Below are 19,288 nucleotides of genomic sequence, written 5' to 3'. Positions count from 1 at the left end.
TTATCCCACCATTCCCATTAAATAAACTACTGTGAAGATAAATACCCAAACTACATCAATAAAGTGCCAATACAAACTTGCAACGTAAAATTTAGGAGCATTGTAAAGGTCCAAACCGCGTTTATAATTACGAATAATTAATGTTGTAATCCATAATAGACCAAATGCAACGTGACCACCGTGGAAACCAACTAATGTGTAGAAAGCAGATCCAAATGCACTGCTTGTAAACGTATGATGATACTCATGCACATAGTGGGTGAATTCATAAATCTCTAATCCAAGGAAGCCCAAACCTAAAAGTAAGGTAAGTATTAACCAAAGATTCATTTTTTTAGCATTAAAGTTCTTCATGTGATACATAGCATAAACACTTGTTAAAGAACTTGTTAATAAAAGCATTGTAGCTACAAATGTCAAAGGCAAGTCATACAAATCTTTCGCTAATGTATGTGTTGAATCAGGTACTTTGTCCTTAAGTGCTAAGTAGGTAGCAAAGAGAGAAGCAAAAAGCACCGTCTCTCCACCTAGGAAGAACCAAAAGCCTAAAAATTTATTTTTTGCTTCAAGGGTTGATTTTTCAGGCTCAGCAGGCCATGTTTCATACGTTAATTTATCTTCTGCTTGCATTATGCCTTAACCCCCTTATCCTCGTCATCAATCAATTCTTCTTTATGAATATGGAACCCATGGTCATCCTTAACAGAACGTAAGAACATCGCTCCAAAAGTTATCAATAAACCAATAATAAGAACTGGTACTGACCATGCTTTATCATCCATGTTAAACAATGCACCAAATGCTGCAACGAATAAACCGAAAGCAATTACAAATGGCAGGAATGATGAATTAGGCATGTGAATATCGCCTAACGGTTCTGCAGGAGTCATTCCTTTTTTGCCTTCCATCTTTTCTAACCAGTAAGCATCTAAACCACGAACCAATGGAAGCTGTTTAAAGTTATAGAATGGCGGCGGTGAAGGTATTGCCCATTCAAGTGTTCTTCCATCTCCCCATGGATCATTTCCAACGCGCACATTTTTCACTGATGTCATGATGACATTGTATAAAAGGACGAGCACACCTAATGACATGAATACTGCACCCAGTGAACTAATTAAGTTTGAAAGTTCAAATCCTTGGCCCGGAAGGTATGTGAATACACGACGCGGCATTCCCCATAAACCTAAGAAGTGCTGGATAAAGAACGTCATATGGAAACCAATAAAGAATAACCAGAATGTAATTTTTCCTAATGTTTCATTTAACATTGTTCCAAACATTTTCGGCCAGTAAAGGTGAGTTCCTGCGAGAATCGCAAATACTACACCGCCAACGATAACGTAATGGAAGTGAGCTACTACGAAATACGTATCATGGTATTGATAGTCAGCTGCTGCTGATGCAAGCATTACCCCTGTTACCCCGCCGGCAACGAATGATGGAATAAAGGCTACAGCATAATGCATTGGAGTGGTGAATTTAACGCTTCCGCCCCACATTGTTAATAACCAGTTAAATATTTTAATACCGGTTGGTACACCAATTGCCATAGTCGCAACAGCAAAAATTGCATTTGCTACTGGCCCAAGTCCAGTAGTGAACATGTGGTGAGCCCAAACCATGAAGCCTAAGAAACCGATTAATACAGTTGCGAATACCATCGAAGAGTACCCGAACAGACGTTTTCTTGAGAACATTGAAAAGATTTCCGAGAAAATACCAAAAGCAGGAAGTACTAGAATATATACTTCTGGATGTCCGAAAATCCAGAATAAATGCTCCCAGATTACAGTATTACCACCCATAGTTGTAACAAAGAAGTTCGATCCAAACATACGGTCAAACATCATTAATACTAGACCGACTGTTAGTGGTGGAAATGCAAATAGAATTAGTGCAGAAGTGACAAAAGTAGTCCATGTAAACAATGGCATCCTCATATATGTCATTCCTGGAGCACGCATATTAATGATTGTTACTAAGAAGTTAATACCACCAATCAGTGTCCCTAGACCTGATATCTGTAAACCCAATACGTAGAAATCAACGCCATGACCTTTGGAGGCCATTGCAAGGGACGCATAAGAAGTCCAACCAGCATCCGGTGCACCATCAAAAAACCATGAAAGGTTTAGAAACACTCCACCGAAGAAGAATAACCAAAATCCTAATGCATTGACAAACGGAAATGCGACGTCACGCGCTCCAATTTGCAATGGCATTACGGCATTCATAAAAGCAAAAACTAGCGGCATTGCTGCAAGGAATATCATTGTTGTTCCATGCATGGTAATTATTTCATTGAATAAACCTGCACTAACAAAATCATTATTTGGTACTGCAAGCTGGATGCGGATAAACACAGCCTCTAGTCCGCCAACTACAAAGAAAAATCCACCTGCAATCAGATATAGGATGGCGATTTTTTTATGGTCAACAGTCGTTAAATAATCCCATAAAGTCGCGCCGAATCCTTTTTTTTGTGCGTAGGTACTCACGCTTTTTACCTCCCTTTCTACCGAATCCCCTATTATTCCTGGACTTTTAATCCCATTAAATATTCTGTTACATCATTAATCTGTTCTTCTGTTAAAGAATAACTACCTGTCATTAAGTTGCCTGGCTTGTATTTTTCAGGATCTGTAAGCCATTTTTTCAAGTCTTCTTCACTGTGATCCAATACACCTGCTATACGAGAACGTTCTCCAAAGTTTGTTAAATTCGGAGCACGTCTTGCTTCTGGCGGTGTACTATTTGCAGGTGTAACAGCATGGCAGCCTATACAACTATTATTGAAGATTTCTTGACCACGTTGAGCACTTTCAGTTTCTGCTAATTTTGGTTCTTCAACATCTTTCATATCTGCAACCCAGTTTTCGAAGTCATCACGGCTCATGGTTTTAACTTTAAAATCCATTAATGCATGTGATGGTCCACAAAGCTCCGCACATTTGCCGTAAAATAAATCCCCAGCTTCTTCAGCCTTTTTGCTATCAAACTCTAACCAGAATTTATTAACATTTTCAGTATTTGTGTCAAGCTTACCGCCTACGGCAGGAACCCAGAATGAGTGTTTAACATCAGAAGATATTAAATTAAAATATACCTTCTCATCTGTTGGAACCACTAAATCCTGTCCAGTCACAATACCTTGGCCTGGATATTCAAATTCCCACCAATATAAATTAGAGCGGACATTGATAACAAGCGCGTCTGAATCTTTATCTTCCATTGGTGAAACATCTGCTAATTTAAATGTTGCAGATACTGTTGGAACTGCTAAAAGTAATAATAATAAAATTGGTACAACAGTCCAAATAATTTCAAGTTTGTGACTTCCTTCTACCTGCTTTGGAATCTTTTCATCCTTACGTCTAAATTTAAACAATACGATAAAGAAGATTACCATTACGACTATAATAACCCCTACCATAATCCATGTACTTAGAGCCATCAAATCATATTGAATTTGCGCAACTTCACCAGCTGGCCTTAACGTCGATAGGAACGGTTCGCCGCATCCTGAAAGGATAAGCGAAAGAATCGCAAATATCGAAATTAAACGCCATTTTGCAAGCCTTTTCATAGCTAAATCATACCCCTCTTTCGCTAAATGAATTCTTTGAAACTTTCTGTGATCAAAAATGTATGTAGTAGTATTCTTTCTTAAATATATATATTTCCCTTATTTAAGAAAGAACATTCTAGCTAAACTAATGTGACAATGACCATTGCGACAAAAATAATCGTTAAGTATTGCAATGAATACACAAACATTAGTTTTGCCCACTTAATATCATCTTTGATCTTATATCCATAAATCCCTAATACAAGCCAACCGATATTTAACACGGTTGCCAAAATTAGAAATGGGATTCCTAATGAAGTAAGTAATAAAGGTGTCGGCAATAATGCAGCTACCCATATTAAGATGTGTATCTTGGTTGTTTTAAATCCCTTTACTACTGGAAGCATCGGGATTCCCGCAGCTCTATATTCTTCTACCCGCCTCATCGCTAGTGCATAAAAATGGGGTGGCTGCCAAATAAACATAATAATGAACAGAGCCCATGCCATCATATCAAGATTTCCATCAACTGCAGCCCAGCCAATTAAAGGTGGTACAGCACCAGAAATACTGCCAATAATTGTATTTGATACCAATTGCCGTTTAGACCATAGTGAGTAGAGCACAACATAACTAAAAACCCCAAGCAGTCCAATCACTGTTGCAGTTATGGTAGTAAACAATAGAAAAATTGTTCCTAGAACAATTAAGAAAACACCCAATCCAAGTACCTTCGAAGGAACTATTTTCCCCGTAACCGTAGGTCTTGATTTTGTTCTTTCCATTAAAGGGTCAATGTCACGATCAATAAAATTATTTATAGCGCATGAACCCGCAATAATTAGGGAGGAACCAATAACGGTAAATAAAACTATATCTATGTTGCTTAGAAAACTTTGACCACTAAAATGCAGGGCCAGCCAAATGCCAGTAAAAGTTGTTATAAGATTTGAATTTACAATCCCAATCTTTATAAGTGCCATAAAATCTTTCCACATAGTGGATTTTGCCATATGTGAATTAAGACCCGTTGAGCCATTTTCAATCGTTGCTTCACCGTATGCCTTTGAATTTGGCATCTTTCCCCCTCCTAAATATGTTGTAATTATTATTATAATCCCGATAGATAACTTTACCAAATTATAATAGTTATTTAAAAGCTATTATTATTTTATAATATTGTTATTTAAGGAACACTTTCTCTGTATATTAAATCACACTTTGGTGTATTTTTGTGAATTTTTTTTGAATAATTTTTGTCTAAATTGTGTCCGCGAGTATTTAATACCCATTATACTACATATTAGAATCTTTAGATAATAATATACACTCTAATTTAAGCAAAATCTAAACATTTCCTTTGTGTTATAGACAACAAAAGCAAATATTAAAGTTGTTATATATAAGTTTAATTTAACCAATCTTTATATTTCTAACAGACACCTATCTATTTAGTAGTAGTTTTCACTATAATAATAGTGTTAACCTAAAGTTATCCGCAATCTAAATTTTAATAAAAGTAATACAAAAATTTCAGTTTTAATTCTGTTCTTTTTCCTGTGTTTTCGTTATGATAAGGTAGTACATTTATCGCTAGATATTCCAAATCATTATACTTACAAAATATTGAACAAAAAAATTTATTAGACTTTTATTTAAGAAGGTGATTGTTTGCGACGTTCTTTGAAGTGGTTAGCTGTGGCAACTACTATTGGAATGATACTAGTTTTACTTGGGGGCGCACTTGTTACAAAAACAGAATCCGGTATGGGGTGCGGAAGATCTTGGCCATTATGTAATGGTGAGTTCGTGCCAACGGAGATAACTCCTGAATTAATTATTGAACTTGCTCACAGACTAGTATCTGGTGCGGTAGGTTTTATGGTACTCATATTATCTATTTGGACTTGGAAAGTAATCGGGCATATTAGGGAAACAAAATTCCTTTCCTTTCTTTCTTTTTTCTTTTTACTAATACAAGGATTAATTGGAGCTGCAGCTGTTATATGGGAACAGTCTGACTTTATCCTCGCATTACACTTTGGTATATCACTCATTTCTTTCGCCGCTGTATTTTTGCTTACTTTATTGATTTTTGAAATTGATAAAAAGTTTGATGCAGATAAACTTACTATCGATAAAAGAATGGGGTTTCACATTATTTCTATTTCTATTTATAGCTATTTTGTCATTTACACAGGTGCCCTAGTCCGCCATACCAAATCAAGTTTAGTCTGCCGTGATTGGCCGTTATGTATCAATGACAGCCCCGCACTTCCAACTAACCTATTTGAATGGGTGCAGATGGGACATCGTGCGGCAGCTGGTCTCATCTTTATTTGGATTGGATATGTTACTTATTTAGCAGTAAAAAGGTATCGTCAGCAAAAAGTTATCTATTGGGGCTGGATTAGTGCGTTTACTTTAGTATCTCTCCAGGTATTATCCGGAGCTCTTGTTATTTTTACTCAGTTAAATCTTTTTATTGCTTTGATGCATGCATTATTTATTACGTGTTTATTTGGTGTACTAAGTTATTTTCTCTTTTTATTATCAAGATCACGAAAAAAACAATAAAAAAAGTTGCCGGGTATTATACTTGGCAACTTTTTTTATGACTATTTATCCAATTCAAGCAGTAAATCTCCAGTTTGAATTGCTTCCTCACTTTTTACGTAAATTTCTTTTATTACTCCTGAAAAAGGAGCTTGAACGGTTGTTTCCATCTTCATAGCCTCGGTGATTAGGAGATGGTCTCCTCGTTCCACTCGTTCCCCTTTATCCACTAATACTTTGACAACTGTACCAGGCATAGTGGCCGAAATATGTGTCTCATTTTTAGGATCTGCTTTTAATCTAGATATTACCGCTGCTTTGATACTTTCATCCTTAATATTTACCTCACGGGGCTGACCATTTAGTTCAAAATAAACGACACGTGTACCATCCGCCTGCGGCTGACCAATTGAGACAAGTTTAACAATAAGTGTTTTTCCAGTTTCAATCTCTACTTCAATTTCTTCCCCAAGCCTAAGCCCATAAAGGAAAGTAGGTGTATCTAAAAACGATATATTTCCATATAGGTCAACCGTATTCAAATACTCTTTATAAACTTTTGGATAAAGCGCATAGGAAATCAAATCAATATCTGAAATGTTTCGTCCCAACTCCTTAGCTAACTCTTCCTTTAATTCTGAAAAATTCACATCAGATAGTAACTCACCAGGACGAACCTCCAATGGTCTTTTCCCTTTTAAAATTACGTTCTGCAGTTTTTCTGGGAATCCTTGATGCGGCTGACCGAGATACCCCTGGAACAATTCAACTACAGAATCTGGGAAGTCAATTGAGTCTCCATTATTATGGACATCAGCTTCTGATAAATTATTTTGTACCATAAAGAGTGCCATATCCCCGACAACTTTTGAAGATGGCGTTACTTTTACGATATCCCCAAACATATGATTGACCCTAGTGTACATTTGCTTGACTTCATCCCACTGATCGCCAAGTCCCACACCTTTCGCTTGCTGCTGTAAATTACTGTATTGTCCACCTGGCATCTCATGCTGGTACACCTCTGAATGTGGTGCAACCATTCCACTTTCAAAATCGTGATAATATTTCCTTACATCCTCCCAATAATAAGAAAGCTGTTCAAGAGCATCAATATTTACATTAGGCTTCCTATCCTTACCTTCTAATGCGTAATACAGAGAATTTGCGCTTGGCTGTGAAGTAAGCCCCGCCATCGTACTAAGGGCTGTATCCACAATGTCTACTCCACCATCAATGGCACGAGCATAGGTGAAGATTCCATTTCCACTTGTATCATGCGTATGAAGGTGTATTGGAATATCTATTGTAGCTTTTAGTTCAGATATAAGTCGATAGGCTGCTTCAGGTTTTAGCAAGCCTGCCATATCCTTTATCCCCAATATATGTGCCCCTTGATTCTCTAATTCTTTTGCTAGTACTTTATAATAGGTTAAGTCATATTTTACTCTCGCTGGATCAAGAATATCACCGGTATAACAAATTGATGCTTCGGCGATTTTTCCACTGTCCCTGACTGCTTCAATAGCGATTTCCATTCCTGGCACCCAGTTTAAGCTGTCAAAAACTCTGAATACGTCAATCCCTTCTTCCGCAGACTTTCTAACAAATTCTCTGATAAGATTGTCAGGATAATTTTTATATCCCACTGCGTTGGAACCGCGGATTAACATTTGAAACAGAACATTTGGTATTTTTTCACGTAGCACCCGCAATCTTTCCCATGGATCTTCTTTTAAAAAGCGATAGGCTACATCAAAAGTTGCTCCTCCCCACATTTCAAGAGAAAATAGGTTCGGCATTAGCTTTGCTGTCGGCTCAGCTATATGCAAAATGTCGGTTGTTCTTACCCTTGTTGCCAATAACGACTGATGTGCATCTCTGAAGGTAGTATCCGTTAATAATACTTTATTTTGATTCTTTACCCATTGAACGAGTCCTTCTGCACCATCTTGGTCCAGAATTTGTTTTGTTCCGTCCTGGTAAGGAAAATCATATTTTAATTTAGGCACTCTTGGTTTCGAAAACACCGGTCTTTTCTTTTTTTCAACACCTGGGAAGCCATTGACCGTAACGTTTCCAATATACGATAGCATTTTGGTTCCACGGTCCTTACTAACAGGAAATACGAATAACTCCGGAGTTGAATCGATAAATGAAGTATCATACTCCCCTCGTCTAAAATTCTCATGTCTTACAACATTCTCAAGAAAAGGAATATTGGTTTTTATTCCCCGAATTCTAAACTCCCTTAGATTCCGAACCATTTTAGATGCTGCTTGTTCGAAGGTTAATGCCCATGTAGATAACTTCACAAGCAAAGAATCATAATAAGGTGTGATGACAGCACCTTGAAAACCATTTCCTGCATCAAGGCGAACACCAAAGCCCCCTCCAGAGCGATAAGCCATAATTTTTCCGGTATCAGGCATAAAATTATTAAGCGGGTCTTCTGTTGTAACACGCGACTGGATCGCAAAACCGTTAATCCGAATCTCTTCTTGAGGAGGAATTCCGACAATTGGACTATGTAAATCCTGACCTTCAGCCACTAAGATTTGCGTATGTACAATATCAATTCCTGTTACCATTTCAGTTACAGTATGTTCAACCTGAATCCTTGGATTTACCTCTATGAAATAAAAGTCTTGACCAGAAACAAGAAATTCAACTGTCCCTGCATTTAAGTAAGCCACATTCGTCATTAGCTTAACTGCGGCTGCACAAATTTTCTCACGTAATGAATCGGATATTGACACACTAGGGGCTACTTCCACTACTTTCTGATGACGGCGCTGTACAGAACAATCCCGGTCATACAAATGGACAATGTTACCCTTTTTATCTCCAAATATTTGTACCTCTATATGTTTTGGTTTCTCAATTAATTTTTCCAGGTAAACTTCGTCACTTCCAAAAGCAGCTTTGGCTTCTGATTTGGCACGGTCAAATGCTTCTTGCATTTCCTCTTGGTTCCTTACAATCCGCATTCCGCGTCCGCCACCGCCAAGGGCCGCTTTAATAATAATCGGATAACCATGATGGAAGGTAAACTCTTGAACTTCTTCGATGTTATCGACAGGTCCATTGCTGCCTGGAATTACAGGTATACCTGCCAGTTCAGCTTGCTTCCTAGCCTTGACTTTATCACCGAACATATCAAGATGCCTTGATGTTGGTCCAATAAAAATAATACCTTCTTCTTCACAACGTCTTGCAAAATGAATATTTTCTGATAAAAAACCATATCCTGGATGAATGGCGTTTGCTCCGCTAAACTTAGCAATTTCAATGATACCATCAATATCTAAATAGGCATCGATAGGTTTCTTGCCTTCACCGACTAAGTAGGCCTCATCTGCTTTATAGCGATGATAGGCTCCAGTATCTTCCCTAGAATAGATAGCAACGGTTTTGATATTTAATTCAGTACAAGCCCTAAAAACCCGAATAGCAATTTCTCCTCTGTTCGCAACTAACACTTTATTAATTTGTCCTGTCAATTTTGGCACCCCATATCTCATTTTGATAAAAGCGCAGGGAATACTATTTTCCCCGCGCTACGTTCTAAATTGATATACATTTCCATCTTGTTGACTACTATTCTTTTCTTGGTGCTGTTGTTTATATTTATTTTCGTATCTAACAAACATTGAGACGTTCACTAGAATACCTGCTGCAATAGATAGTTGTAAAAGTGAAGATCCTCCATAACTTACAAATGGTAATGGGACACCTGTTAGTGGCATGACCCCTGAAACACCCGCAAGGTTAATAAAAGACTGAATTCCTATCATACTAGATATCCCAATAGCCAATAAGCTGCCAAACGGGTCTTTACAACGAAGACCAAGATAAATGCCCCTTAATACAATATAAGCCAGCGTAATGATTACAAAACTAACACCCCATACACCTAACTCTTCCGCGATAACTGCCATAATAAAATCTGTATGGGATTCAGGTAAATATCCCAGCTTTTGAACACTCTTTCCTAATCCCAAGCCATTAACCCCGCCAGAACCAATCGCAATATACGAGTTTGCTAGATGAAACCCAGAATCTAGTTCATCTTGGAAGGGATTACTTAAAACTTCAAATCGTTCCAAACGTGCTTCAGAAAAAATTTCATCCTGCAGCACTAAAATAACAGGTGATAGCAGAATCATTCCTAGCAACACTAATTTGGTAATTGTTTTAATATTCATCCCTGAAGAGATTATAATTGTACCCGCAATCAGACCAATAATAAGTGCTGTACCAAAGTCTGGCTGGAAGGCAATCAATCCAAGTACGATTACTAAGTAGGCTAATGGCGGAAGTACACCATGATTGAATTTGTTAATGTATGCCTGTTTCTTCGCATAAACCGCTGACAAATAAATAATAAGTGATATTTTTACAAACTCCGCAGGCTGAATACTAATAAAACCAAAGTCATACCAACTTTGTGCATTTCCTCTAACTTGTCCAAATACAAAAAGCCCTAAAAGACCTACGATAGACAATCCAACCATTGGCAGTAAAAATTTTGTACTTTTCATTATTTTGTAAGGGAACAGGGCGATGATAATAAAAATAAAACCCGAAGCAAATAGGTAGAGCTTCTGTTTTTGATAAAAATAATCACTTTCAACTCCATATCTTTGGACGCTTGAAGCCATACTGGCACTATAAACCATAACTAATCCAAATAAAGACAAAAGGATGATTGCAATAATTAGTGAATAATCATAGGATTTTAATATTTTTTTAAACATGTTATAACTTCCTCGTTTTTAAAATTGTCGTTATTGCTATTATAATAGAAAATGGAACGATTTAGTTGAGGAAAAGTTACATTACTACAATCTTTTGAATGGGAATATTCTGAAAACGGAAAAGGTTAATAAAAAACTCAAACAACACATCATCATTGTTTGAGTTTTTCAGCTATTTTCTAAGGGATGCTTCATGAAGCGCAGATAATTCTCTTTCTAATTTATCTAGAATCGCTTTGCCATCCTTGACTTCAATTAAGCCTAATCTAACCGCAAATTCTATCTCTCTTGATAACCCAAACATTTGCGTATCCAATACCTCTTCATAAAGAGGGCATTGAGGCATCGTGAGATTTTCCATTTGCACCTTTATAAGCTTTAAAATTTTTTCAGCGTCTGCCTGTAACAAGGCATAGGCTTTTTCCTGATGATTCACTATCATTTCAGACGCCAACATTGATCCCCCCATTTCAGAGCGATAACCCAACTTATCTATAAATTTTACCTTTTACTACAGAAAAATGCAAGAACAATAACCTCGAGGGGCATATAGTTCCTTGATATTACTTATATGACATTCATTCTATTTCACGTTATACTTTAATAGATATGAACTGGAGGAATGAATGATGGAAAATATAATAGTACTATCCGGAAAGGTAAAATATTCAATTACTCTCGATCCCACAGTTTGGATTTTTGATGATCGAAAGGTGGATTTGACTACATACTTCTCTACATCTTTTGAACACTCAAATGAACTTGAGGAGTACACTAAATCGGTATCTAAACATTGGGACCGAGAAATCATGGAGGGTGCTGTCTATCCGCCAACATTAAAAACGGAGAAGAAATATGAGAAAGAAAAGGTATTAACAGGTAGTTTCGGTATTCCTATCCTGCCTTTTTTAAAAAATGCAGAGCTTAAGGACGATGCTGTTTCTTTAATCATAAAAACTTTAACATCAGAACATGAGATATCTCTTGAAAAGGCCAAGAATCTACTATTAGGTTTTTCCGATGGTGGTAAACCACTTACAGAAGATGGACCTGTCCATGTTTATTTCGGTGATGGTTCTAACTTATTAGATCCAATAAAAAATGTTAAAGAATTTATTATTAAATAATAAACAACGGGTGCCAATTAGGTACCCGTTTTTAGCTCTTTAACATCTTCTTTTGTCTTTATGCTTACAGCAAATCGGCTGCCAGCCTGGCTAATCCTGATCGTTCCCCTTTTAACAGCTTAACATGTCCGGAAATAACTTGGTCTTTAAAACGTTCCACGACATAGGTAAGACCATTATTGTAGGCGTCAAGATATGGATGGTCTATTTGTTCAGGGTCTCCCATTAAAACAATTTTGCTGCCCTCACCCACACGTGTAAGGATTGTTTTCACTTCATGCTTTGTTAAATTTTGGGCTTCATCAATAATAATAAATTGCTTCGGCAGACTTCTTCCTCTTATATAGGTTAAAGCTTCTACCTCGATCGAACCCATTCCAGCAAGGATGGCATCCAATTCACCAGGCTTTTTAGTATTAAATAGGTATTCAAGATTATCAAATATCGGCTGCATCCAAGGTCTTAGTTTTTCTTGTTTTTCACCGGGCAAATACCCTAGATCCTTACCTACCGGTACAATCGGCCTTGCTACTAATAGCTTTTTAAATTCTCTAAAGTCCTCTGTCTGCATTAGCCCTGATGCCAGCGCCAGCAATGTTTTACCTGTCCCTGCTTTGCCTATTAAGGTAATAAGCGGGATATCTTTACGAAGCAGCAGCTCTATTGCCATCGTTTGCTGCACATTTCTTGGGTGAATCCCCCATACATGTTCTTGATTTATGGCAAGTTTCTTTACCTTTTTTCTTGTTTTATCGACCATTCCTAACGCTGACGCAGACCCTCCTAGTGCGTCTTTCATGATTAAGTATTGATTTGGATAAAATGAATATTTTCCAATTTCCGATAAAAGCAATTCACCTTTTTCATAAAAGGAACCCAGCAACTCTACTGATAAAAAAACTTCTAAAAAACCTGTGTAAATATGGTCAATTTCGACCACCCTGTCACTTAAAAAGTCTTCAGCAGTTAATCCAATTGCGTCTGCCTTTACCCTGACTAATGTATCTTTACTTACAAGGATTACTGGCTTTCCATTTTCCTTTTGCTGCTCTTCCGTTGATAAATTTTTTGCAACTGCAAGAATTCGATTGTCATTTGTTTTTTCTACAAAAATTTCCTGTAATTCATGAAAAGCACGATGATTAAGTTCAATTCTAATCGTTCCACCATTTTCAAGAGGGATTTTTTCATGAAGCTTACCCGCTGCTCGCAATTCATCAATTAATCTTGATACATGACGGGCATTTCTCCCAATTTCATCCATGTACCTTTTCTTTGAGTCCACTTCTTCAAGGACAACTGCAGGAATGACTACTTCATTATCTTCGAATGAGAATATGGAATACGGGTCTTGTAATAAGACGTTTGTATCTAACACGTATATTTTACTCAAAGCGACGCCTCCACTTTTTCTAGTTGATTGGTTTGTTAATCCGTTCATTACAAACCTATTGCTAGATAGGACTTTGGTAAAATATATGTTTGTTCGAATAAAGATAGAAGGATTTCCGCACAATAAATGTAAGTTGAGTATAACGAAATTCCTGAGAACACAAGTGAATCGGTTATACAACTCTATCTGGAGGTGGATTTTATAATGAAGAAGCTTTTCATATTTACCACTTTAGTATTGGTCCTTGCAGCTTGTAACAACAGTAACAATGCTCAAAATAATGAAAAGCAATCATTGGTTAACGTTAAGAACAGTTATATAGAAGATGTGGACCGGAAAACTGGTCAGGAGGTTTCCCAACGATTAGTTGAACTTGCCACTAGTATTCCAAATGTTCATGATGCAACTGCAGTTGTCATTGGCAGATATGCCATTGTTGGTATTGATGTAAATTCAAAGATTGAACGATCTCAAGTGGGCTCAATCAAATATTCCGTCGCGGAAAGCCTGAAGGAAGACCCTTATGGTGCACGTGCAATCGTAGTGGCTGATGCAGATACAAATCAGCGTCTGAAAGAGATTGCAGAAGATATCGAAAAAGGAAGACCCATTCAAGGTATAATGGAAGAGCTTGCCGACGTGGCAGGCAGACTAATGCCTGAAATCCCTGGAGATATGATTGACCCTAATCCTAAAAATGCACCAGAAGAACCAAAGAAAAAGCTTGAGCAAGATGAAAAAAATAGCTTAGATAAAAAACAAAATGAAGAATCAAATGAACATATGAACTAAAAAGCAGAGCTTATATTTGTTATATTGAAAAAGCTTAGTCAATTTGACTAAGCTTTTTTGATTGCTTCCATGACTTGCGTATCTAATCTGGCAGCTGCATTTTTGTCATATGTTTTATCATACTGTGGCTCTGTAACAATTTTTGAACCATAAAACATGACATCCCTAACCTCGCGAATACGTATTTCAATCAGCGCAAGCTTTAATGGAACGTCCTGGAGCCGCTCTTCTTTCAAAGATGCTTCACCTTGTATGGAATATGTAGATTCATTAGCAATTAAATTGATAACCACTTTCTCATTTTGATTGATATTTTGAATAATTCTAGATTTATTATCTACAGCAAAATAGATTGTTTCTTCATCTTTTGCTAAAATCCAAGATATCGCACTAACATTTGGACCACCTGTTTCATAATCTACCGTTGCTAACGTTACAAACCTTTCCTTCTGCAGCTCATCATATAACGGCTTAATGAGCCTTGGTTCTACTTGATTTGGCATACATACAACCCCTTCATTCAATTCCTTATATCCTTATGTCAAAAAAAACAGACATTCTTATAGTACTATTATCTGTTTTTTTCAGCAACTTAATCACAATAGATTTACTTGCTATCATCTTTGCATGATATACTATAGTATAAGAAAAGCAAGATAAGAATGGACTCAGTGAGGTGCTTTATGAGGGTAAAATGCGTGATCTGCGACAAAATTGAATCGATTGAAGATGAATCATTTATAGCTAAACGACTTCGAAATCGTCCTATCCATACATATATGTGTCAAGACTGTAGTAGTAGAATCTCCGATAAAACAAAAGCAAGAATTGATACAGGTAACTTTAGATTTTATCGAGCACAGTCTGAAAAGGATGACTGGTAAAAAAAACATGCCAATTCCATTGCGGAATTGGCATGTTTTTTTATTCATCTTCAAATGGAAAGTTGCAATATTTATCTGGCTCTTGGTTAATTTGCTTAAGCATTACTTCGATAAGTTCACGAGGAAATCTCGTCTTCTTCGATTCACCCTCATGAATATAAGTAACATAATACATCACATCATCTGTTGTCACTTCGATGTTTGATAAATGTTGTTCATTCTTAATAATTTCATCAAAAAGGTCTAATGTCTCTCTTGCTGCAGTATCTTCAGGGCGAGCGTCGCATACAACCTTTATCGATAGCCAATTATAGAGCGCATCCTGTACCGATCTCATGTAAATATCCCCCGTTACTTTGCCTCAACCTGCTGTTTTTTGGACTGATGTAAGCGAATTTTGTAAATGATTAAAATCAAAGCTGCTACAACAAGCCCCTCTGTTATTGGTAAGAAGATTCCGAGTGCAGTAAGAATCGTACACCCTGCAGCTAAAAAGATATAAATCAATATTGATTTTATTAACGGCAGCTTCTGCTTTTGTGCAAAGCCAAGTTTATAAACCAAAATTGAGAGAGCTACAATTGTAATATAAAGAAGCCACATTCCCAATTTTGGTTGTTCAGTTACGTTATAGAGGGCTGGAAAAAAAGATAACCGGTCCGCTACATTCACGCATATTACCTCCCCCGAAGAGATATTAACTTAATTCTGCAACCTTTTTCTTTTTGGCCATTCTTTCACGTTCATTTTTATCTAGAATCTTCTTACGTAAACGAATTGATTCTGGTGTAACTTCACAATATTCATCATCGTTTAGGTATTCTAATGACTCTTCTAGTGTCATAATTCTTGGTTTCTTAATGACAGAAGTCTGATCCTTATTGGCAGAACGAATATTGGTCGCTTGTTTCACTTTTGTGATATTAACAGTAATATCGTTTTCACGTGTATGTTCACCAACAATCATACCCTCATAAATTTCAGTACCTGGCTCAACAAAGATAGTACCACGGTCTTCAACTCCCATAATACCATATGTCGAAGCTTTTCCAGACTCCATGGATACTAGTACACCTTGACGTCTGCCGCCAACTTGACCTTGTACCATTGGCTGGTAGCTGTCAAATGTGTGATTAATAATTCCATACCCGCGTGTCATAGTTAAGAACTCTGTTGTATAACCAATTAATCCACGTGCTGGAACATTAAAGATTAAGCGTACTTGACCTGATCCGTTATTGATCATATCAATCATTTCGCCTTTACGGGCACCAATTGATTCCATTACAGAACCTGTATGCTCTTCTGGTACATCAATTTGTACTCTTTCAATCGGCTCGCTACGAACACCATCTATTTCTTTTACAATTACTTCAGGCTTAGAAACTTGTAGCTCATACCCTTCACGGCGCATGTTTTCAATTAAAATAGATAAGTGAAGCTCACCACGGCCTGATACAATCCAGGCATCCGGCGAATCCGTATTTTCAACACGTAAGCTAACATCTGTTTGCAGCTGAGCGTGTAGTCTTTCTTCGATTTTTCTTGAAGTTAGGTACTTACCTTCTCTGCCAGCAAATGGACTGTTATTAACAACAAAAGTCATCTGTAATGTTGGTTCATCAATTCTTAGAATTGGTAATGCTTCTTGGTGCTCAACCGGACAAACGGTTTCGCCCACGTTAATATCTTCCATACCAGAAACAGCAATTAAGTCTCCCGCTACTGCTTCTTGAATTTCCTGACGTTTTAGTCCAAAGAAACCAAAGATTTTCGTTACACGGAATTGTTTAACAGTACCGTCTATTTTCATTAATGAAACCTGTTGGCCAACCTTCATTGTACCGCGGAAAACTCGGCCAATCCCAATTCGTCCTACATAATCATTGTAGTCAAGAAGGGCAACTTGGAATTGTAAAGGCTCTTCACGATTGTCAATTGGTGCTGGAATGTGTTCAACAATTGAATCATATAAGCATTGCATGTTTTCATCCTGTTTATCATGATCGGTACTTGCAGTTCCATTTATCGCAGAAGCGAAAATGACTGGGAACTCAAGCTGATCTTCATTCGCACCTAGTTCAATAAATAAATCAATTACCTCATCAATTACTTCCAAAGGACGAGCAAAATCACGGTCAATTTTATTAACGACAACAATTGGAGTTAGATTTTGTTCTAACGCCTTTTTTAATACGAAGCGCGTTTGTGGCATTGTTCCTTCATAGGCATCAACGACAAGTAAAACACCATCAACCATTTTCATGATACGTTCAACCTCGCCGCCAAAATCGGCATGTCCCGGTGTGTCCAAAATGTTGATTCGTTTATCTTTATATTGTATCGCTGTGTTTTTAGCGAGAATCGTTATTCCACGTTCTCTTTCCAAATCATTTGAATCCATTGCACGTTCCTCAACGTGCTCGTTTGTACGAAATGTTCCTGATTGCTTCAATAATTGGTCAACCAAAGTCGTTTTCCCGTGGTCAACGTGTGCGATAATAGCTATATTGCGAATATCTTCTCTTAATTTCAAGTGCTTCACTCCTACTTCTATTTAAAAAAATTTTAAGCTATTTATAGTTTCCCATATACAACTAAAGTATTATACCACATTTATGATGGAAAGCTAACTGCATTTTCTGTAGAATAAGCTATAATAAATATCACAATGATTTTTTTTATTTAGGAGACGAAGGGGACTGGCAAATAATGAAGCAAATTAAATGGATTTTTGTTCTTTACGCTATACTTGCAACCGTAAGTATTATGGGAATTGGCGTGGCAATTGGAGAAGAAAGTATTTTAGGAATCATTGGCAGTATCATTACATTAGTACTTGTAATGGGATTTGGATTTAAAACAAAAGCTAAATTTAGAGCTAATGGAGAATTGTAAAAAAAGAAAAGCGGAAGCGTCTATGAACTAGGGCTTCCGCTTTTCTTTTTACCATTTACCTTCATTTAAATAATCATTTATGATGCTTTGGTGTAATCCTGGTTTTGCGACGAGCAATGAATCTTTAGAAAGGAAATCAAGTTTTTTTCCTCTTAGATTGGTTACAATACCACCTAATTCTTCAATAATAATAGCACCTGCAGCAACATCCCACGGTGACAATCTCATTGAAATATAGGCATCCACTCTTCCCGTTGCTACAAACACCATTTCAAGTGCAGCAGTACCATATGATCTAGTTCCTCTTGCATCTCTTACTAGTGGTATTAGCAGGTTATGGTCAATCCGATGATTTTCCATTACCCAAGTTGCATTTAACGCAATGATTGATTCTTTTACTGCCACTTTATTTAATTTAGGCAGAGGGGAGTCATTCATAAAGGCTCCTTTACCATTAATTGCATGATATAATTCACCATGAGCAACATCATAAATAAGCCCAATCTTACCAATACCATTTTCATACACACCTAAGGATATTGCGAAATTTCGCTGTTGATGGATAAAGTTCATCGTCCCATCTATCGGATCAATAATCCATACTACTCCATCAAGATTATCTACCTCGTCCCCAAACCCTTCTTCACCTAATATCCTATGGTTTTCAAAAGTCTTTCTGATTTTATTAATAAAAAATTGTTCAATTTCTTTATCTATATTTGTTACTAAATCATTGGGATTTGATTTGGTTTGGATATTTAAGGTCTTAGAAAAAGATTCCCTAATTTTATCCCCAGCTTCCTTTACCCATTGCTTAGCTTGAAGATCAATGTATTCCCAGTCCATATTTTCCCTCCCATTTATGTATATCCTAAGCTTAATCAAAATTAACTAAGCCTTCAACTTTTAACATTCTTACACTAGGGCAAAACAATAAACGAACTCTCTTCTATCCTACACAGAGTTCGTTTTATAATTTCAATATATACTTCTTTATTTTCATTCTAAATTGTATCCCCTTTGAAAACAAATTATCAAAGAGCTTTTAGTTTTAATAACTCTATGCGGATTTTTTCTAACTTTTGTTTGCATTCCTTCATCTTTTTTTCATTTTTTTCTTCGAGAGCTTCAAATAATGTTGCCAGCTCATAATCCATTTCTAATCGTAAATATGCCATTCTTTCCTTTTCGCCAACTTTTTTTAGTGAGGTATTCATTAATTGTTTCATTTAAGCTTTCTCCTTTCAACTGTTATTTAATTTTTCAGACTATTTTTAGTAATATAATATGAGCCACCATGTAAGGTT

At 36.8% G+C, this 19,288-nt stretch carries 19 protein-coding genes; 5 read left to right on the top strand and 14 right to left on the bottom strand.

Annotated elements, in window-relative coordinates:
• The 4 genes from ACY3XC_RS08420 to cyoE all read right to left on the bottom strand — a co-directional run bounded on the left by ACY3XC_RS08420 (position 1) and on the right by cyoE (position 4,650).
• Entirely contained in the window at positions 1 to 630 is a 630-nt protein-coding gene (locus ACY3XC_RS08420) for a cytochrome c oxidase subunit 3 (protein ID WP_464868165.1), read from the bottom strand.
• The gene (gene ctaD, locus ACY3XC_RS08415; protein WP_179160963.1) at positions 630 to 2,501 is read right to left on the bottom strand and encodes a cytochrome c oxidase subunit I; all 1,872 of its coding nucleotides are present in this window, start codon (positions 2,499 to 2,501) and stop codon (positions 630 to 632) included. Before ctaD ends, ACY3XC_RS08420 begins: the two co-directional genes overlap by 1 nt.
• A 32-nt stretch (positions 2,502 to 2,533) precedes the next feature.
• The gene (gene coxB, locus ACY3XC_RS08410) at positions 2,534 to 3,589 is read right to left on the bottom strand and encodes a cytochrome c oxidase subunit II (protein ID WP_464868164.1); all 1,056 of its coding nucleotides are present in this window, start codon (positions 3,587 to 3,589) and stop codon (positions 2,534 to 2,536) included.
• A gap of 122 nt (positions 3,590 to 3,711) precedes the next feature.
• On the bottom strand, positions 3,712 to 4,650 hold the full coding sequence (gene cyoE, locus ACY3XC_RS08405) for a heme o synthase (RefSeq protein ID WP_464868163.1): 939 nt from the start codon (positions 4,648 to 4,650) through the stop codon (positions 3,712 to 3,714).
• A 592-nt stretch (positions 4,651 to 5,242) separates the two neighbouring features.
• On the opposite strand from cyoE, the gene ACY3XC_RS08400 reads away from it, so the two are divergent.
• The gene (locus tag ACY3XC_RS08400; RefSeq protein WP_464868162.1) at positions 5,243 to 6,148 is read left to right on the top strand and encodes a COX15/CtaA family protein; all 906 of its coding nucleotides are present in this window, start codon (positions 5,243 to 5,245) and stop codon (positions 6,146 to 6,148) included.
• A gap of 41 nt (positions 6,149 to 6,189) precedes the next feature.
• Here the strand turns inward: ACY3XC_RS08400 and pyc are convergent, their stop codons facing one another.
• The 3 genes from pyc to ACY3XC_RS08385 form a co-directional block, all read right to left on the bottom strand.
• Complete coding sequence (pyc, locus tag ACY3XC_RS08395; RefSeq protein ID WP_464868161.1) at positions 6,190 to 9,651, bottom strand: pyruvate carboxylase; 3,462 nt, start codon at positions 9,649 to 9,651, stop codon at positions 6,190 to 6,192.
• A gap of 36 nt (positions 9,652 to 9,687) precedes the next feature.
• A complete protein-coding gene (locus tag ACY3XC_RS08390; protein ID WP_464868160.1) occupies positions 9,688 to 10,887 on the bottom strand; it encodes an FtsW/RodA/SpoVE family cell cycle protein in 1,200 nt (399 codons plus the stop codon).
• 172 nt (positions 10,888 to 11,059) lie between these two features.
• A complete protein-coding gene (locus tag ACY3XC_RS08385) occupies positions 11,060 to 11,341 on the bottom strand; it encodes an Fpa/YlaN family protein (protein WP_095247795.1) in 282 nt (93 codons plus the stop codon).
• 175 nt (positions 11,342 to 11,516) lie between these two features.
• Between ACY3XC_RS08385 and ACY3XC_RS08380 the strand changes: the two genes are divergently transcribed.
• Positions 11,517 to 12,014 carry a peptidyl-prolyl cis-trans isomerase gene (locus ACY3XC_RS08380; protein WP_464868424.1) on the top strand — a complete coding sequence of 166 codons (498 nt, stop codon included), beginning with the start codon at positions 11,517 to 11,519 and terminating at the stop codon, positions 12,012 to 12,014.
• Between the two features lie 64 nt (positions 12,015 to 12,078).
• Here ACY3XC_RS08380 and ACY3XC_RS08375 read toward each other — a convergent pair whose 3' ends face one another.
• Entirely contained in the window at positions 12,079 to 13,407 is a 1,329-nt protein-coding gene (locus ACY3XC_RS08375) for a PhoH family protein (RefSeq protein WP_095247787.1), read from the bottom strand.
• Between the two features lie 204 nt (positions 13,408 to 13,611).
• On the opposite strand from ACY3XC_RS08375, the gene ACY3XC_RS08370 reads away from it, so the two are divergent.
• Positions 13,612 to 14,199, top strand: a complete 588-nt coding sequence (locus ACY3XC_RS08370; protein WP_464868159.1) for a YhcN/YlaJ family sporulation lipoprotein — start codon at positions 13,612 to 13,614, stop codon at positions 14,197 to 14,199.
• Between the two features lie 47 nt (positions 14,200 to 14,246).
• On the opposite strand, the gene ACY3XC_RS08365 is transcribed toward ACY3XC_RS08370, so the two are convergent.
• Positions 14,247 to 14,702 carry a pyridoxamine 5'-phosphate oxidase family protein gene (locus ACY3XC_RS08365; protein ID WP_464868158.1) on the bottom strand — a complete coding sequence of 152 codons (456 nt, stop codon included), beginning with the start codon at positions 14,700 to 14,702 and terminating at the stop codon, positions 14,247 to 14,249.
• A 180-nt stretch (positions 14,703 to 14,882) separates the two neighbouring features.
• Here ACY3XC_RS08365 and ACY3XC_RS08360 point away from each other — a divergent pair, with 180 nt between their 5' ends.
• A complete protein-coding gene (locus ACY3XC_RS08360) occupies positions 14,883 to 15,083 on the top strand; it encodes a YlaI family protein (protein ID WP_179158477.1) in 201 nt (66 codons plus the stop codon).
• A 40-nt stretch (positions 15,084 to 15,123) separates the two neighbouring features.
• Here ACY3XC_RS08360 and ACY3XC_RS08355 read toward each other — a convergent pair whose 3' ends face one another.
• The 3 genes from ACY3XC_RS08355 to typA are packed head-to-tail and all read right to left on the bottom strand — an operon-like array spanning position 15,124 to position 17,619.
• A complete protein-coding gene (locus tag ACY3XC_RS08355; RefSeq protein WP_464868157.1) occupies positions 15,124 to 15,420 on the bottom strand; it encodes a hypothetical protein in 297 nt (98 codons plus the stop codon).
• A 14-nt stretch (positions 15,421 to 15,434) separates the two neighbouring features.
• The gene (locus ACY3XC_RS08350) at positions 15,435 to 15,755 is read right to left on the bottom strand and encodes a YlaH-like family protein (RefSeq protein ID WP_179158475.1); all 321 of its coding nucleotides are present in this window, start codon (positions 15,753 to 15,755) and stop codon (positions 15,435 to 15,437) included.
• Between the two features lie 25 nt (positions 15,756 to 15,780).
• Positions 15,781 to 17,619 (bottom strand): translational GTPase TypA, encoded by a 1,839-nt coding sequence (gene typA / locus ACY3XC_RS08345; RefSeq protein WP_179158474.1) that lies wholly within the window; start codon positions 17,617 to 17,619, stop codon positions 15,781 to 15,783.
• Between the two features lie 176 nt (positions 17,620 to 17,795).
• Here typA and ACY3XC_RS08340 point away from each other — a divergent pair, with 176 nt between their 5' ends.
• A complete protein-coding gene (locus tag ACY3XC_RS08340) occupies positions 17,796 to 17,981 on the top strand; it encodes a YlaF family protein (RefSeq protein ID WP_179158473.1) in 186 nt (61 codons plus the stop codon).
• A gap of 48 nt (positions 17,982 to 18,029) precedes the next feature.
• Here ACY3XC_RS08340 and ACY3XC_RS08335 read toward each other — a convergent pair whose 3' ends face one another.
• Together ACY3XC_RS08335 and ACY3XC_RS08330 are read right to left on the bottom strand one after the other, a co-directional pair.
• Positions 18,030 to 18,827, bottom strand: a complete 798-nt coding sequence (locus ACY3XC_RS08335; protein WP_464868156.1) for an inositol monophosphatase family protein — start codon at positions 18,825 to 18,827, stop codon at positions 18,030 to 18,032.
• Positions 18,828 to 19,015: 188 nt separating this feature from the next.
• Positions 19,016 to 19,210: a hypothetical protein gene (locus tag ACY3XC_RS08330; RefSeq protein WP_179158471.1), complete on the bottom strand. Its 195-nt coding sequence runs from the start codon at positions 19,208 to 19,210 to the stop codon at positions 19,016 to 19,018.
• Positions 19,211 to 19,288 lie beyond the last annotated feature (78 nt).

It is taken from the genome of Bacillus sp. CZDM1 (assembly GCF_055502545.1).
The sequence above is the reverse complement of the archived record's forward strand: the minus strand, read 5'-3'. Positions and strand labels throughout refer to the sequence as shown.